Annotated in this window: 14 protein-coding genes and 1 pseudogene; 10 read left to right on the top strand and 5 right to left on the bottom strand. The window is 40.3% G+C overall.

Features of this window, described 5'->3' with window-relative positions; genetic code table 11:
- The first annotated feature begins 97 nt into the window (after nt 1–97).
- Entirely contained in the window at nt 98–820 is a 723-nt protein-coding gene (locus ACQ86H_RS09485) for a DUF6805 domain-containing protein (protein WP_431295369.1), read from the top strand.
- 284 nt (nt 821–1,104) lie between these two features.
- On the opposite strand, the gene ACQ86H_RS09490 is transcribed toward ACQ86H_RS09485, so the two are convergent.
- The 5 genes from ACQ86H_RS09490 to ACQ86H_RS09510 all read right to left on the bottom strand — a co-directional run bounded on the left by ACQ86H_RS09490 (nt 1,105) and on the right by ACQ86H_RS09510 (nt 5,549).
- Nucleotides 1,105–2,031 (bottom strand): glycoside hydrolase family 43 protein, encoded by a 927-nt coding sequence (locus ACQ86H_RS09490; protein ID WP_431294640.1) that lies wholly within the window; start codon nt 2,029–2,031, stop codon nt 1,105–1,107.
- A gap of 116 nt (nt 2,032–2,147) precedes the next feature.
- Entirely contained in the window at nt 2,148–3,689 is a 1,542-nt protein-coding gene (locus ACQ86H_RS09495) for an alpha-N-arabinofuranosidase (protein WP_431294641.1), read from the bottom strand.
- 260 nt (nt 3,690–3,949) lie between these two features.
- Nucleotides 3,950–4,288: an alpha-L-arabinofuranosidase C-terminal domain-containing protein gene (locus ACQ86H_RS09500; RefSeq protein WP_431294642.1), complete on the bottom strand. Its 339-nt coding sequence runs from the start codon at nt 4,286–4,288 to the stop codon at nt 3,950–3,952.
- Nucleotides 4,216–5,268, bottom strand: a complete 1,053-nt coding sequence (locus tag ACQ86H_RS09505; protein ID WP_431294643.1) for a hypothetical protein — start codon at nt 5,266–5,268, stop codon at nt 4,216–4,218. Before ACQ86H_RS09505 ends, ACQ86H_RS09500 begins: the two co-directional genes overlap by 73 nt.
- Entirely contained in the window at nt 5,268–5,549 is a 282-nt protein-coding gene (locus ACQ86H_RS09510; protein WP_431294644.1) for a hypothetical protein, read from the bottom strand. Before ACQ86H_RS09510 ends, ACQ86H_RS09505 begins: the two co-directional genes overlap by 1 nt.
- A gap of 653 nt (nt 5,550–6,202) precedes the next feature.
- Between ACQ86H_RS09510 and ACQ86H_RS09515 the strand changes: the two genes are divergently transcribed.
- From ACQ86H_RS09515 to ACQ86H_RS09555, 9 genes and pseudogenes are all read left to right on the top strand, one after another.
- On the top strand, nt 6,203–8,056 hold the full coding sequence (locus tag ACQ86H_RS09515; RefSeq protein WP_431294645.1) for a rhamnogalacturonan lyase: 1,854 nt from the start codon (nt 6,203–6,205) through the stop codon (nt 8,054–8,056).
- A 28-nt stretch (nt 8,057–8,084) separates the two neighbouring features.
- Nucleotides 8,085–8,849, top strand: a complete 765-nt coding sequence (locus ACQ86H_RS09520) for a rhamnogalacturonan acetylesterase (RefSeq protein WP_138822129.1) — start codon at nt 8,085–8,087, stop codon at nt 8,847–8,849.
- A 226-nt stretch (nt 8,850–9,075) separates the two neighbouring features.
- Entirely contained in the window at nt 9,076–9,381 is a 306-nt protein-coding gene (locus tag ACQ86H_RS09525) for a hypothetical protein (RefSeq protein ID WP_431294646.1), read from the top strand.
- On the top strand, nt 9,339–9,869 hold the full coding sequence (locus ACQ86H_RS09530) for a GDSL-type esterase/lipase family protein (RefSeq protein ID WP_431294647.1): 531 nt from the start codon (nt 9,339–9,341) through the stop codon (nt 9,867–9,869). The genes ACQ86H_RS09525 and ACQ86H_RS09530 overlap by 43 nt, the downstream gene beginning before the upstream one ends.
- 95 nt (nt 9,870–9,964) lie before the next feature.
- Nucleotides 9,965–10,975 (top strand): sugar-binding domain-containing protein, encoded by a 1,011-nt coding sequence (locus tag ACQ86H_RS09535; RefSeq protein ID WP_431294648.1) that lies wholly within the window; start codon nt 9,965–9,967, stop codon nt 10,973–10,975.
- The gene (locus tag ACQ86H_RS09540; protein ID WP_431294649.1) at nt 10,929–12,866 is read left to right on the top strand and encodes a glycoside hydrolase family 2 TIM barrel-domain containing protein; all 1,938 of its coding nucleotides are present in this window, start codon (nt 10,929–10,931) and stop codon (nt 12,864–12,866) included. The genes ACQ86H_RS09535 and ACQ86H_RS09540 overlap by 47 nt, the downstream gene beginning before the upstream one ends.
- A 22-nt stretch (nt 12,867–12,888) precedes the next feature.
- A complete protein-coding gene (locus ACQ86H_RS09545) occupies nt 12,889–14,016 on the top strand; it encodes a glycoside hydrolase family 88/105 protein (protein ID WP_431294650.1) in 1,128 nt (375 codons plus the stop codon).
- 166 nt (nt 14,017–14,182) lie between these two features.
- A pseudogene (rhaM, locus tag ACQ86H_RS09550) lies at nt 14,183–14,472 on the top strand (L-rhamnose mutarotase).
- A gap of 4 nt (nt 14,473–14,476) precedes the next feature.
- Entirely contained in the window at nt 14,477–17,248 is a 2,772-nt protein-coding gene (locus ACQ86H_RS09555; protein ID WP_431294651.1) for a glycosyl hydrolase, read from the top strand.
- Nucleotides 17,249–17,264 lie beyond the last annotated feature (16 nt).

Consider the following 17,264-nt stretch of genomic DNA (forward strand, 5'->3'; position numbering starts at 1 on the left):
TCATATTGCTCTGCCGATGCATACTACTACAGAGTTTATGCCCGATGGTTCTGATTGGGTAGCCTTTCTCCACGGACCGATTGTACTTGCTGCGGCAATGGATACTTTAAAACAGCCGAATTTAACCGCTGATGGCAGCAGGATGGGGCATATCGCTTCGGGTGCTTTATTTCCGATCAGCGATGCACCATTGGTTACCGGAGCTAAAAATATGCTGGCAAATGAAATTACGCTGACAGATAAAAGCAGTTTAACTTTCAATGCCCGGAATGCAATCTATCAACCAAAATACAAATCCTTAAAATTAGTTCCTTTTTACACCCTGGCCATAAAACGGTATGTTGTTTATTTTCCTTACAGTAGCGCTGCGACATTGCCAGAACGTGCAAATGCGATTAAGTTGGCTGAAGAAGAAAAGATGAAGATTGAACAGAAAACGGTTGATCTGATTAATACCGGAGAGCAGCAGCCAGAATCTGATCACAATTTTAAAGGTGAACAAACCGATAACGGAACCTACCAGGAAAGGCATTTTAGAAATGGGAAAGCATGGTTTAGTTATGTGCTTAAAAATAAAGACCTGTCCGCAAATAAGCTCAGTTTAACATATTTTGGGAAAGAAAAGAACAAAAGTTTTTCTATTCTGGTCAATGGTGTTACCATTGAAAATGTAAAGCTAGATGGTAGCAAGGGTGATGTTTTTTATACTCAGGAATATCAGATTCCAAAAGCGCTGTTAAAAGCAGATGTAGAAGTAAAATTTATTGCCGATCAGGGATCAGCTATTGCCAATATATATGAGGTGAGGCTGGTTAGATAGAGGACTGATTTTCGTGATCTTATTCCTTGGTCTGTGTCCTCACAGACCACTAGCATTACAAATCGATCGTCATCCTGAACTTGTTTCAGGATCCATGAGGAAAGTTTTGAAGTGGATATGTACAGACTATAAAGATGCTGACCTGCAGCGAAGCGGAAAGTTACGCAGTAAAATAAGGTCAGTATGACCTGTGATGGAAATTTATCTTAGTGGTCTGTGGGACACAGACCACGGGGATTTGGGGGATTAGAAAGTTTTATTCTTCTTTAGCATTTTTTATTGCTTTAATAGGATTTCCAATTCTTTTTCTTAATTGTTAGTATGGTGCCGTGTCTTAAGCCTTTTGGCAGGGAAATTTTATCGGAAACATCAGTCCAGTTTTTTAAATCTTCAGATTGAATTGCCCCATACTTATGATCACGGTACTTATCGAAATACACCATCCAGTTATTTCCAGTTTTGAAGGTTGTTGGTCCTTCAGCCCAATAGTTGCCGGTAATCGGGTTTCCAGCTTTGCTGTAAGGACCAATTAACTGATCGGCATAAGCTATTTTGATGCTCTTTTGAGCCGGCTGACGGGTCTCATCTTTTAAAAACATGATAAACTGTTTACCTTCTTTTACAATTGTGGCATCGATTACGTTAAACCCCGGATCGTAAAGCAATTTGGTTTCCGAATAAGTTTTAAAATCTTTTGTCGTAACGTAATAAATCCTGTGGTTGTAGCCACTTTCTTCAGTTGATGCCGTTTCATTAAACTTATCTTTAATGGTTGTGGCCCAATAAATCATATAGGTTTTGGTATGGCTATCGTAAGTGATTTCGGGAGCCCAGGTATTCCTGGCACCATCTTCTTTACTCATAACAGGTAAAAACTGTTGTTCGCTCCAGTTAATCAGATCTTTCGAGCTGGCATAACCAATGCCTTTATCTTTCCAGCTTACTGTCCAAACTATATGAAATATGCCATCCGCCCCGCGTATAATACAAGGATCTCTCATCAGTTTATCTTTGCTTACAGTAGGCGTAAGAAATGATTGATCATTCTTAAGTGCTGTCCATTTGTAAGCATCGTTACTATAAGCAAGATGCAAACCATCTTCGCCATTATCTTTAAAATAGGCAAAGAGATAAGGCCTTTTTGTAGATTGTGCTTCAGCATTAAGAAATACTGATAACAACCATACAAAAAGGCATATTAATTTTTTCATGATTTTTAATATAAAGCTACATTGATTACAAATCTGCCAAAACCTTCCATATTAAAAACGGAAACATTCAGTTCTTATCAGGATTAGTAATTTGAAACTTTTTTGTCCTGATTAAATTATTTTAATTCCAGTACAACAACAGATTGAGCCGGTAATTCTACTTTTAATGAACTGCCTGATTTTTTTGCACCCGTAAATTTTGCATTGTGCACTTTGTTCAAATCGTTAAATGTGTTTACATCAGTTAGTTTAGCAGAGGTTAAAATCTGTCCTGTAACTGTGCTCCATTTCAAGCCATCTAAAACTGTACTCAGTGCAATTTTTTTGTTAGGATCTAAATTAACCAAAGAAATATGGATGGCACCGCTGGCATCCTGCGAAGCAGAAACGTTTAAAGCAGGGATTTTTTGATCACCTACAACATAATCAGGACTGGTAAAGGCAATCGGTAGATATTTGGCATCCTGATGCACTTTGTAGAGATCAAAAACATGATAAGTAGGGGTAAGAATCATCTTGTCTTTTTCAGTCAGGATTAAAGCCTGCAGCACATTTACAGTTTGTGCCAGGTTGGCCATTTTAACCCGATCGGAGTGGTTATTGAAGATGTTTAAGGTCGTTCCTGCAATTAAAGCATCTCTTAAACTGTTCTGCTGATACAGGAAACCAGGGTTAGTTCCAGGCTCCACATCTGTCCAGATTCCCCATTCATCAACCACTAAAGCAACTTTCTTTTCAGGATCGTATTTATCCATTATTGCGGAGTGTTTGCTTACCAGTTCTTCCATGTGTAAGCAGTTTTTCATGGTCGAAAAGTATTGTGCTTCATCAAATTTGGTAGCCGATCCTTTTTTGCTCCAGTTTCCTGTTGGGATGGTATAATAGTGTAAAGTTAATCCCCACATTTGGTCGCCAATATTTTTCATACAGGTTTCAGTCCAGTTGTAATCACCTGAATTAGCTCCACTGGCAATTCTTTTTAGCGGAGCACCAGGATAGTTGCGTGCATAAGTAGCATACCTGCGGTATAAATCAGAATAATAAGCTGGTGTCATGTTGCCACCGCAACCCCAGCTTTCGTTACCTACACCCCAGAAAGAAACTTTCCATGGTTTTTCTCTTCCATTTTGGCTGCGGATGGCCGTCATCGGGCTTACGCCATCAAAATTCAGGTATTCTACCCATTTGGCCATTTCTTCAACAGTTCCGCTACCTACATTTCCTGCAATGTAAGGTTCGCAATCAATCATCTGGCAGAGGTCTAGAAATTCGTGTGTACCAAAACTATTGTCTTCAGTTACGCCGCCCCAGTTGGTGTTAACCATTTTCGGACGTTGGTTTCTTGGTCCAATGCCATCTCTCCAATGGTATTCATCAGCAAAACAACCTCCCGGCCAACGCAGGTTCGGAACTTTTATCTTTTTTAATGCCTCAACAATATCTAATCTTATTCTTCCTTTATTAGGGATTGTCGAATGTTCGTCTACCCAAAAGCCATCATAAATACAGCGGCCCAAATGTTCCGAAAAATGACCGTAAATGTGCTTGCTCACCACTTGATCGCCCGCAGGTTTGATGGTTAATTGGGTTTCATTTTGTGCGTGCACTAAAATCGAACTGCAGAATAGGGCTGCAGATAAGAGAAATTTTTTCATCATGATCTCGTTAAATCTATTGGTTAAATGGGATTTTGATCACGTTAAAAGAGTAAGGCTTTAACGCGATGTTTAATTTTTTGCCTTTTAGGTTAATCGTGCTTTTTTCGGGCTTACTGCTTCAGGATTTTCGAAAGAATTAACCTGAGTCAGGTTGCTGTTCGCTATCTCCTCATTAGTGGCCTTATTTTTTAATTTTATTTTTCCTTCAAGGTCAAAATCAATGTTCTGCGATTGACCGGAGTTGTTGGCGATTTTAATGATCAGTTCTTTTTTGCCTGATCGGTTACCGCAGACGCGTAAAGTCCATCCTGACCGATAATGTTCTTCTCATCAAGTGTAATCGAAACTACATCCGTTCCCTTATTGGTAGAAAACTGTTTTTGTACATAATAATCAGGTGTTCCGTACGATTTCAGGTTATCTACCCAGATCATATCGGGCGCCCATTGCCAGGCATCGATATTAGCGAAAAGCGGAGCATAAGAGGCCATTTGTACCACATCGGCATTACGCTCCAAACCTGTCATTAACGAAGCCGAAGCCAATGCACTTTGCCAGTTGTTGCGGTTACTTCCAACGATACTATTGTCTGCATGCACTGCATATTCGCCAACAAAAACCTTGGATCCGTTTCTTGGATAGTTATCGTAACGGCCGGCATTTTTAAAAACCAATCGGCAGAGCGGTAATAGTGTTCATCGATAAAATCGGCATTATTGCTTCTTAAGGTGGTGTTTAGCAAGTTAAAGCGATCGCCTTCAGGATCGGTTCCCGAGCTGTTGATCAGTTTAAAATCGGGATATTTAGCTTTTATGGCTTTAGTAAAAATGGCTAACCTTTCCAGGTATTGTGGCCCCCAGTTTTCGTTGCCAACGCCCATCATTTTTAAATTGAAAGGTTTTGGATGACCAAGATTTGCCCTCATTTTTCCCCATTTGGTGGTTACATCGCCATTGGCAAATTCAATCAGGTCTAGTGCATCCTGTACATAAGGATCAAGTTCTTCAAGTGAAGCTACTTCAGCAGAGTTGAACTGGCAGGCCATACCACAATTTAATATTGGCAAGGCATCTGAGCCTATATCTTCTGCCAGTTGGAAATACTCAAAGAAGCCTAAACCAAAACTCTGGTAATAATCTGGTGCAGAGCGGTTTGCAAATTCGGTGTTCCAACGGTTGATAATCAGTTGTCTGTTTTCAATCGGGCCAATGGTTTTTTTCCACTGGTAGCGGTTCGCCAGATCGGTTCCTTCTACAATACAGCCGCCTGGGAAACGGATAAAACCAGGTTTCATATCTGCCAATAACTGCACCATATCTGCCCTTAACCCTCGTGGACGGTTTTTCCAGGTATCGCCAGGGAAAAGGCTGATCATGTCCAGGTCGATGTTTCCATTTCCCTGAAACAGAATGGAGAACTTAGCTTTTGGATCGGTTTCAGTAGCGGTAAAACTTGCTGATTGTTTTTTCCAGTCACTACCTGTTTGATCAGGTGTTAAACTTCCCTGTCCAATAATTTTATTATTCGCATCTTTTAACTGGAGTACAAGTTTAACCCCCGGAGTTGATTGACGGTACATCAATGAAAAATCGTAGCGTAATCCTTTTTTACACCAATACCTTTAAATCCTTCATTTACCAGCTCAAAATCGTCGGTTTGTTTTTTTACCTGTAAATATCTGGGATTTGCAGTGTTTACCTCTTTGCGGTTTACTACCAATATTTCGCCTTCTTGCTGTTTTTTGCGCTGGATCGTCCAGCCCATTAGCGGTTTTGCAAATTCGAAAGAGCGGTTTTTGATGAGTTCGGCATAAATACCGCCATCGGCGCCAAAGTTAATATCCTCAAAAAAACACCCCACATATTCGGTTGCACTTTGGCAATAGAACGGTCTGTTTTAACTTTGATCACTTTTACAGTTTGTGCATGCACTTCTGTAGTATAGCCAATTCCAATTGCATACGCTATGCATGCCGAAAACACACTTTTTACAGGGTAATTTAATTTCATACGGTTTAATATTTGGAAGATCCTAAAGGTAAAAGTAAAATATTTAAAATAATAAACGTTAACTAAACATTTATTTTTTTCTTTTTCAGCTATTTTGTTTTTAAATTCTACAATCTTTGCATTAGCGAAATTGAGATAAGCAAAGAAATATAAATGGAAAGTGTAAAAGGCTTCAGTAAAGTGAATTTTGCTTAATGTTTAAAATTTAGCTGCAGAAATCTTTATTATAGCTTATTGTCATTTTCGAAAAGCAGGATACTACAGGATGCGCCTTAAAAATATACTATTTACATTGGACATGAATCTTTAATAGCGGTTACCCGGCAGTTGTTAAATTTACTAGCCAAATCATGCATTGATGAGCCTTCGTTTCCTCGATATTCTGGTATTGATCAAGCCCATTGTAATTACCGGTAAAGGAGTAGCTATATCGGCCAAGACTGCCTATAAAGTTTAATAAACCATGAATCGATTCTATTTTTTAATTAAGCTTGTACACAAGCCATGATGACCAAAACCATTACCGTTTCCTGTTTCATAATCAGCTTGTTCTTTGCGACTAAGCTTTTCGGCCAGCGCCAAATGGAAAAACTGGGCCGCGGTGTAATTGCAGTGCGGCAAAATAACGATTCTATTTATGTTGGTTGGCGGATGCTGGGTACTGATACCGGTGAAATTGCTTTTAACTTATACCGCAAATCCGGAAATAATGAAGCCATAAAACTCAATCACGATCCCATTACCAATAGCACCAATTTTGTAGATGCAGGGGTTAAATTCGATCTTCCGAACAGCTATTTTGTAAAACCCATTTTAAAAGGCACTGAATTAGAAGCGAGTAAACCTTTCAGGTTGCCAGCCAAACCACCTATTCAGCAATATTTAACTATTCCATTAAAAACACCAGCAGGTTATACGCCTAACGATGCTTCGGCAGGCGATCTGGATGGAGATGGTGAATACGAAATTGTATTGCACCAAACTGGCCGGAGTAGGGATAACTCATCAAACGGTATTACCGATCCGCCAATTTTTCAGGCTTATAAATTAGACGGAATTTTTTTGTGGGAGATTAATTTAGGGAGAAACATCCGCGAAGGTGCCCATTACACCCAGTTTATGGTGTATGATCTGGATGGCGATGGCATTGCCGAAATGGTATGTAAAACTGCCGACGGAACAATAGATGGCAAAGGAAAAGTAATTGGCGATGCGACTAAAGACTGGCGCAACGCGAATGGTAAAATATTGGATGGTCCTGAATTTTTAACTGTATTTAGCGGTAGAACAGGTGAAGCTTTGGCTACTACCGATTATATTCCGGCCCGTGGCAGTATCGGTGCCTGGGGTGGCAGAGGTGGGAATGGAAAAAACGATAATACGGGTAATCGGGTAGATCGGTTTAATGCCTGCGTGGCCTATTTAGATGGCATGCATCCAAGTGTAGTGATGTGCAGAGGTTATTACGGCAGAACGGTTTTGGCAGCCTGGGACTGGCGCAATGGTAAACTAACTTCAAGATGGATATTTGATACTAAAGATACTAAAAATCCATTTTCAGGTCAAGGGAACCACAATCTTACGGTTGCAGATGTAGATGGCGATGGAAAGGATGAGATCATTTACGGTTCGATGTGTGTGGATGATAATGGAAAAGGATTATATACCACAGGATTGAGGCACGGTGACACCATTCATGTTTCAGATCTTGATCCGGAACACCCTGGTTTAGAAGTTTTTGGTGTCCATGAAATAGAAGAAGGTACAAAAGGGCCTGGTGTGGCCGTTTACGATGCGAAAACTGGCGAAATATTGTGGAAAGGATCACCCGATGAGGATGTAGGCCGGGGAGTGGCTGATAATATTGACAATAGCCGTTTCGGTGCACAGATGTGGTGGTCGGGATCGAATGGATTATATGATATAAAAGGCAATAGAATTGAGGATCAGCCAAGGTCAACTAATTTTCTGATTTATTGGGACGATGATTTATCGAGAGAACTTTTAGATGCAAACCACATTGATAAATACAATGGTGGCAGGCTTTTTACGGCTGATGGAGCTGTTGCTAACAACGGAACCAAATCTACACCAGCATTAAGCGCCGATATTTTTGGCGATTGGCGTGAAGAGTTGATCTTAAGATCTTATGACAACCAAAGTTTACGCATTTATACCACCACGATACCGACAGCACACCGCAATTATACTTTAATGCACGATCCGCAGTACCGTTTAAGTATAGCCTGGCAAAACGATGGCTACAACCAACCGCCACATACGGGTTTCTATTTCGGCTTCGGAATGAAGAAAGCACCAAAACCCAATATCACACTTGTAGAACCCCAAAAATATTAATTATGTACCATAATAATCATAAATAAAAATGAAAAAATACAGCTTTATCCTGGCAGGAATGATCATCATTATTTGTTCTGCTGCCTTTATCGCTCAACATAAACCCGCCCTGCATACCATTGGTGATTCTACTGTTCGCAATTTGAACAAAGAAACCTGGGGCTGGGGAACGCCCATTGCTTCACTATTTGATACCACAAAAATTCATGTAGAAAATAACGCCATGGCCGGAAGGAGTACGCGAACTTTTTTATCGGAAGGCAGGTGGGATAAGGTTTTGGAAACATTAAAGCCAGGCGATTTTGTTACGATGCAGTTTGGACATAACGACGGAAGCGTACCTGATACTACAAAAGCCGGAAGAAGAGGTGTGCTAAGAGGAACCGGTGAAGAAACCAAAGTATTAACCTGGCCAGATGGAAAAGTAGAAACCGTGCATACCTATGGCTGGTATATCCGCAAATTTGTACGCGAAACCAAAGCAAAGGGTGCTACGCCTATTGTACTTTCCATGATCCCCAGAAATATTTTTAAAGATGGTAAAGTGGTTCGGGCCAATAACGATTTCGGAAAATGGACCGCTGATGTAGCCAAAGAAGAAAATGCCTGTTTCGTTGACCTGAATAAAATAACGGCCGATAAATATGATGCGCTCGGTCCGGATAAAGTAAAACTCTATTTCCCGGGCGATCATACCCACACCAATTTAGAAGGCGCAAAAATTAACGCGGCTTCTGTTGTAGAAGGAATCAGGGAATTAAAAGACTGTAATTTGAAAAACTATCTGCTTTAATAAGGGAGAAAGGCTAAAGCTGAAAGGCCAAAGGCAATGACCGAAAGATGCGTCATCTCGATCCGATAGCTATCGGATGTAGCATAGCGGAATGGAGAGATCTATCTAGATAGATTTAGCTTCGCTGAGCCTTCGGGTTCTCGACTTCGTTGCACTCCGCTCGAAATGACGATTCCAAAATAATCTGTTTAATCAAACCGCTAACGGTAAATTTAATAAACTAAGCATGAAACCAATAACAACATATTTAAGCATTGTTCTCATAGTAGCATTCATTATTTTTTCTTCCTGCATTATCTTAAAACAGCAGGCAAAGCCCACTTTATTCCTCATTGGCGATTCGACTGTTAAAAACGGGAAAGGAAAAGGCGACGGCACTTTATGGGGCTGGGGAAGTTTTATCGGAGATTTATTCAACAGTGAAAAAATCAATGTTGAAAACGATGCACTTGGCGGCACCAGCAGTCGTACTTTCCAAACCAATGGTTTGTGGGATGCTGTTTTGGCAAAAGTAAAAAAGGCGATTTCGTGATGATGCAGTTCGGCCATAACGATAGCAGCCCATTAGATGATACTGCCCGCGCCCGTGGTACCATAAAAGGCATTGGAACGGAAAGTGAAGAAATTTATAACCCGATTAAGAAAAAGCAGGAAGTGGTTTATACTTATGGCTGGTACCTGCGCAAATTCATCGGCGATATTAAAGCTAAAGGCGCAACAGCGGTTGTATGTTCACCGATTCCACGCAATCCGGTTAAAGATGATGCCGTTGTTTTAGTCAACGATAGTTATGCCAGCTGGGCCGAAGAAGTGGCAAAAGCCGAAAAAGTCGATTTCATTCCATTGAACCAGATCATTAAAGATAAATATGCTGCTTTAAGCGCGACTGAAGTAAAGACATTTTTTACCGAGAAAGATCATACACACACCAACGAGGCAGGAGCGAAGTTAAATGCAGCTGCTGTTGTAAAAGGCCTAAAGAAATTAAAAAATAATAAACTGAACAGCTACCTGAAATAAGTCATAGGGCAGGATACTACAGGATGCTTTCCTGACAATATTGTCTTATTTTAACCGCCTAACCAAATACGAGCGGTGATAAACCGTCCAATTTTATGCAGAAACAGGTTAACCGAGTTTTCAAAGTGCTGATAGGCATTGCTTTTATATTTTTAAGCATCACGCAAACACATGCCCAAAGCATTTCACTTGCCGGCAAATGGCGTTTCAGAATTGATCCTAAAGATGAAGGCATAAAAGGAAAATGGTATTCAACCGTTCTTCCGGAATCCGTTAATTTGCCAGGCTCAATGGCCGAAAACTTAAAGGGCGATGATATTACCCTTAAAACAAAATGGACAGGAAGTATTTACGATAGCTCGTACTTTTTTCATCCCCGATTAGAAAAATATCGTCAACCCGGTAACCTGAAAATCCCTTTTTGGCTAACCCCTGCCAAACATTATACAGGTGCAGCATGGTACCAGAAAGATATCGAAATTCCTGCCAATTGGAAGAATAAAAGGCTGGTACTATCTTTAGAATATCCCCATTCAGAAACGAGGGTTTGGATAGATGATATCGAAACCGGAACACAGTATACCTTTGTGGTTGCGCAAAATTTCGAACTCCCCGCAAATTTAAAAGCGGGAAAACATACCATCACTTTATTAATCGATAACCGCATCAAAGCGATAAATGTGGGGCAGGATTCACATAGTTTAACCGACCATACCCAAGGAAACTGGAATGGCGTGGTAGGTAAAATGGAGCTGGTGGCCAGTTCGCCCGTGTATTTTGAAGATATCCAGGTTTACCCTGATTTGAAAAATAAGTCAGCCAGGGTTAAAATTCAGTTGAAAGCCAATACCAATCAATCTTCTGCAGGAAAAATTATACTTTCTGCAGGCAGTTTCAATACCAAAAATATCCTGCAGGTAAAACCTGTAACAGCTGTTTATCAGATCACCAATGGCGAAGGCAGCTTAGAAATCAATTTGCCAATGGGCGATAAAATCGCCACCTGGGATGAGTTCGATCCGGCATTGTACCGTTTAACAGCTACTTTACTATCGAAGGATGGCAAAAGAGACGAAAAAAGTGCAATTCGGCATGCGCGAGTTTAAAGCTGTAGGCAGAACTTTTGAAATTAACGGCCGTCCGGTTTTTTTACGTGGTACGGTCAACAATTGCGAATTTCCGTTAACAGGTTATCCATCAATGGATGTTGCGGCATGGGTACGCATTTTTAAAATTTCGAAGGCTCATGGGTTAAATCACATGCGTTTCCATTCGTTTTGTCCGCCTGAAGCTGCTTTTATCGCTGCAGATCAGGTCGGCTTTTACCTTCAACCTGAAGGACCAAGCTGGGCGAATCACGGCACTTCTATCGGAGATGGAAAACCAATTGACCAGTTTATTTATGATGAAACCAACCGCATGACTAAAAACTATGGCAATTATGCATCCTTTTGTATGATGGCCTATGGTAACGAACCGCGCGGCAGACAGGTTGAATACCTGACTAAGTTTAATAATTATTGGAAGGCAAAAGATTCGAGGAGATTATACACAGGCGCGTCAGTTGGTGGTAGCTGGCCGGTTATTCCAAACAACGAATATATGGTTCGGGCTGGTGCAAGAGGTTTAGACTGGGGCAGAAAGCCAGAAAGTATTTCAACCTATGCCAAACAGATCGAGCAGTTTACAGTGCCTTTTGTAGCACACGAAATGGGGCAATATTGTGCCTTTCCTAATTTCGATGAAATAAAAAAATACACGGGTGTTTATCGTGCAAAAAACTTCGAGATGTTTCAGGAAGATCTTAAAGACCATGATATGGCCGATCAGGGGCATGATTTTTTAATGGCTTCGGGTAAATTACAAGCACTTTGTTATAAAAACGAAATCGAAAAAGCATTACGCACACCAAATTACAATGGCTACCAGCTATTATCGCTAAATGATTATCCGGGACAGGGAACAGCACTTGTTGGTGTTCTGGATGCCTTCTGGGATGAGAAAGGTTATATTACCGCTAAGGAATTTAAGCGCTTTTCTAATAGCACGGTGCCTTTGTTAAAAGTTTCAAAGTTTGTATTTACCAATAACGAAACCTTAGAAGCTGCGGTAGAAGTGGCACATTTTGGAAAAGCACCAATTGAAAATGCAAAACTCTTGTGGACACTCAAGGATGAAAGTGGCACGAATGTAGCCAAAGGCAATTTCAGCCCTAAAACTCTCAATATTACCAATTGTATTGCGATCGGAGAAATTAAATTTCCATTAAGTGGTATTACAAAAGCAACAAAACTAAAACTGGAAGTTACCATCGATGGAACTGAATTCGCCAACGATTGGGATTTCTGGGTTTATCCTGAGAAGTTGCCACAAGTTAAAAGTAATGTGTATTACTGTACCAGTTTAGATGACAAAGCGAAGGCTGTTTTGACCGGGGGAGGCAATGTTTTCCTTAATGCAGCTGGCAAAGTGGTGAAAGGGAAAGAAGTGGTGCAAACTTTTTTACCTGTTTTTTGGAATACCTCGTGGTTTAAAATGCGTCCGCCACATACTTTGGGCATTTTATGCGATCCAAAACATGGAGCCTTTAACAACTTTCCTACCGATTATCACAGCGATATGCAGTGGTGGGAAATTGTAAACAAATCGCAGGTAATGAACCTCGAAGATTTTCCCTCTGGATTTAAGCCAATTATTCAACCGATAGATACCTGGTTTTTGAACCGCCGTTTGGCATTGATTTTCGAAGCAAAAGTAGGTAAGGGGAAATTAGTGGTTTCAAGTGCCAATCTATCACCTGATGTAAAAGATGCACCTGCTGCGCAACAACTTTATTTCAGCTTACAACAATATATGATGTCTGATCAGTTTAACCCAAAATATGAAGTGGCTTTTAATACCGTGAAAGATATCTTCGAAAGTCCGTCGAAAATTCAGTTCGATACCTTTACGAAAGATAGCCCTGACGAGTTAAAACCAAAACCTAAATCCAATTAATCAAGATAAGCGAAATACTACCATGAAGAAATTTATATTCAGCTCCGCTCTAATTCTCATCATATTTACACAGTTGCTTTTTGCACAAAAAATCCCCAATAAAAAGGAGGTTTTAAAAGTGTTAAAATTAACAAATGCTTATTTCATGAATAAGTGGCCAGATGCAGGGAAGTCGATCATGACCAACAGGGAGCGGCCAAGCAATATCTGGACGAGGGCTGTGTATTACGAAGGATTGATGAATCTTTATAAAATTAACCCTGAAAAAGCATATTACGATTATGCCGTTCAATGGGGCGAAAAACACAACTGGGGTTTAAGAAATGGTATTACTACAAAAAATGCTGATGACCAGGCCTGTGGACAAACTTATATCGATCTTTATCTGATTGATAAACGGCCCGAACGCATTAAAGATATTAAAGCTTCTATCGATCTGGTAATTAAATCGGGCAAGGTAAACGATTGGACCTGGATTGATGCCATACAAATGGGGATGCCGGTTTTTGCTAAACTTGGTAAATTATACAACGATACCACCTACTACAATTACATGTACAAAATGTATGTGCATTCCAAAAATACTGAGGGTGGTGGTTTGTACAATGCTAAAGATGGTCTTTGGTGGCGCGATAAAGATTTTGTGCCTCCTTATAAAGAACCAAATGGCGAAGACTGTTACTGGGCCAGGGGAAATGGATGGGTTGTGGCTGCATTAGTGCGTGTTTTAGAAATTATCCCTGAAAATGAAACTCATCGCAACGAATATTTAAAAACCTATCACGAAATGATCAAAGCATTGGTTCCCATTCAGCGTGCCGATGGCTTCTGGAATGTAAGTTTACACGATGCGACGCATTTTGGTGGTAAGGAAACTTCAGGTACGGCATTGTTTGTATATGGTATGGCCTGGGGCGTAAATCAGGGTGTTTTAGATAAGGCTACATATCTGCCCATCATTACCAAAGCCTGGAACGCCATGACGAAAGATGCTGTTCAAAAAAATGGATTTATAGGCTATATGCAAGGAACTGGGAAAGAACCAAAAGACGGACAGCCTGTAAGTTATACCAGTGTACCTGATTTTGAAGATTATGGCCTGGGTTGTTTCTTATTGGCAGGAACCGAGGTTTACAAGGTTAAAAAGTAATTAAAATGAATTTCAGAAATTTATGGAAAACACCGGACAAGAATATAGGTGAAGGACTTAATTTAAATACTTATATATTCGGGATTCTTCACTGCGTTCAGAATGACAGGACTGGTTACTAAAACTCATTAAAAATAAAATTAAAAACATGAAAATTGCATTCAAAATGAAGCTTAAGCCCGGTTTTAAAGCAGAATATAAAAAGCGCCATGATGAGATCTGGCCAGAGTTATCTGCTTTATTAAAGGAAAATGGGATCAGCGATTATTCTATTTTTTAGATGAAGAAACCAATATACTTTTTGCCGTGCAACAACAAAATGGCAGTTCCTCGCAGGATTTAGGCAGTACCCAGATTGTGCAGAAATGGTGGGCCTACATGGCGGATATTATGGAAACCAATGCTGATAATTCTCCAAAAACATTTCCTTTAGAAATGGTTTTCCATTTAGATTAAAAATATGCAATTATATAGATTCTTTTCTGTTCTGCTGCTCTTCACATTAACTTTTAGTTTGGCTAAATCACAAAAGCCTGTTAAAAACAAAAGCAGTTGGCCTGTTATCGAAAAGCAGATGAAGCCCTGGACCCGCTGGTGGTGGATGGGAAATGCTGTAGACGAAAAGAATTTAAACCTGGTTTTAAAGAAATACGCAGATGCTGGTCTCGGTGGAGTAGAAATTACACCAATTTATGGTGCTAAAGGTTTTGAAAAACAATACCTCCAGTTTTTATCGCCAAAGTGGATAGATATATTGCACTATACGGTAAATAAAGCCAATACTTTGGGTTTAGGAGTAGATATGAATACAGGTACAGGCTGGCCATTTGGCGGTCCGCAGATTAAGCCTGAAAATGCCGCCACCAAACTGATTACCCAGCAATATACACTCAAAGCGGGAGAGAAGTTAACTGAAACCATTAAGATTAAAGAAGCCAAACAGGATTTCGCACAGTTGCAGGCTTTAACCGCTTATGGGCCAAATGATGAGGTGCTCAATCTGCTTGCTAAAGTTCAGGCCGATGGATCTTTAAATTGGTCGCCAACGAGTGGCAGCTGGGATATTTATGCTGTATTTGCAGGTAAAACCAGGCAGATGGTTAAACGTGCTGCACCTGGAGGGGAAGGTTTTACTTTAGATCACCTTGATAAAAATGCAGTTGATGTTTACCTGAAAAGATTTTCGGATGCTTTTGGAGGCAAACCACAAGGTATCCGGTCGTTTTTTAACGATAGCTATGAAGTTTATGGCGCAACATGGACGTCAACTTTCTTTCAGGAATTTAAGAAAAACAGGGGTTATGATCTTGCGGCTCATATAAAAGAATTAACCGGTAAAGATTCTGCAAGTGCAGATATTGCGCGTTTAAAATCTGATTACCGGGAAACCATGGATGAACTTTTACTCCATAATTTTACACAAAACTGGACCAATTGGGCACATCAGCTTAAATCGGTTACGAAAAACCAGTCGCATGGTTCGCCAGGCAATCTGCTAGATCTTTATGGAGCGGTTGATATTCCAGAAACGGAAACCTTTGGTTCTAGTTACTTCCCGATCCCGGGGCTTAGGCGCGATGCCGGAGATATCCGCAATGTAGATCCTGATCCAATGATGTGTAAGTTCGCCTCTTCTGCGGCCCATACAGGCGGTAAAAAACTGGCCTCTTCTGAAACGTTTACCTGGTTGACAGAGCATTTTAAAACATCATTTTCGCAATGTAAACCAGAAGCTGAACAATTGTTTTTGGCGGGGATAAACCATATCTTTTATCACGGAACCACCAATTCACCTACAAATGTGCCCTGGCCGGGATGGCTGTTTTACGCTTCTGTAGAAATGAACCCGAACAACAGTTTATGGCCACATGTACAAGGATTGAATAATTATATAACCCGTTGTCAATCTATTCTTCAATCAGGAAAGCCAGATAACGAACTATTAATTTATTGGCCAATTTATGATGTTTGGAACAAGGCTAAAGGTTTGGATATGGCTTTAAAAGTACATGATGTTGACGAGTGGTTACATCCAACGGCATTTTATAAATTATCAAAAGATCTTTATAAATCTGGCTATTCGTTCGATTTTGCATCCGATCGCTTGTTAAAGCAATCAACGGTTAACAAAGCATTGATCAGTACTAACGCGGCCGCTGCGCCATATCAGGTGTTAATTGTTCCGCAATGCGAAATGATGAGGCCGGAAACGCTGGATCAGATGATAAAACTGGCCAGTAATGGTGCGAAAGTCATTTTTCAGGCATTACCTAAAGATATTCCGGGTTTAAATAATCTGGAAGCAAAACGCACACAGCTGAAGACCAGCCTGGCTAAATTGATTTTTACGGATGTCGCAGATGGTATTAAACAGGTTAAAGTTGGCGCTGGAATAATTTTATTGGCTAACGATGTGCAAAAAGCATTAAGTGCAATCGGGATTAACAGAGAAACTTTAACCGATTCAGGCCTTAAGTTTATCAGGAGAAAGACAACAACTGGCAAATATTATTATCTGGTTAACCACACCGCTAAAGATATCGATACCGAACTTTCTTTAAATGAAAGTGGAAAGGTTTTAATCATGGATCCGCAAAGTTCGAATGTAGGTTTGGCGGCAGTAAGAGATAAAAAGGTTCGTGTACAGCTTAAATCGGGAGAGAGTCTGTTTTTAAAGGTCGGTCAGAATGGAACAGCCAAAATGCCCTGGGTTTATTTAAACAAAGCTGCGCATTCGATTAATCTTAACCAACCATGGAATTTACATTTTACCGAAGGTAGACCTGAGCTTCCTGCAGATCAGCAGTTAGCCAAACTGGTAAGCTGGACTACTTTAAAAGATCCTAAATTACAGGCCTTTTCTGGTACGGGTGTTTATACCTCGAGTTTTAATCTGAGTTCGAAAACGGCTAAAGCGTATGTTTTAAACCTGAACCAGGTAGATGAGAGTGCGCGTGTATGGATCAATGGACAAGAAGTAGGCATTTTATGGAGCATTCCTTTTCAGGCACGTGTGGGTAAATATTTAAAAGCAGGACATAATACCATAAATATTGAAGTGGTTAATTTGATGGCGAACCGGATCCATGATATGGATATTAAAAAAATCCAGTGGCGGAATTACCACGAAATCAATTTCGTAAATATTAACTATAAGGATTTTGATGCTTCGGGCTGGAATGTAATGCCCTCAGGATTAATCGGTCCTGTAAGTATTACAGCTTTTAATTAATTATATATCGTCATTC

The organism is Pedobacter sp. P26 (assembly GCF_050632135.1).
In the GTDB taxonomy this organism is placed as follows: Bacteria; Bacteroidota; Bacteroidia; order Sphingobacteriales; family Sphingobacteriaceae; genus Pedobacter.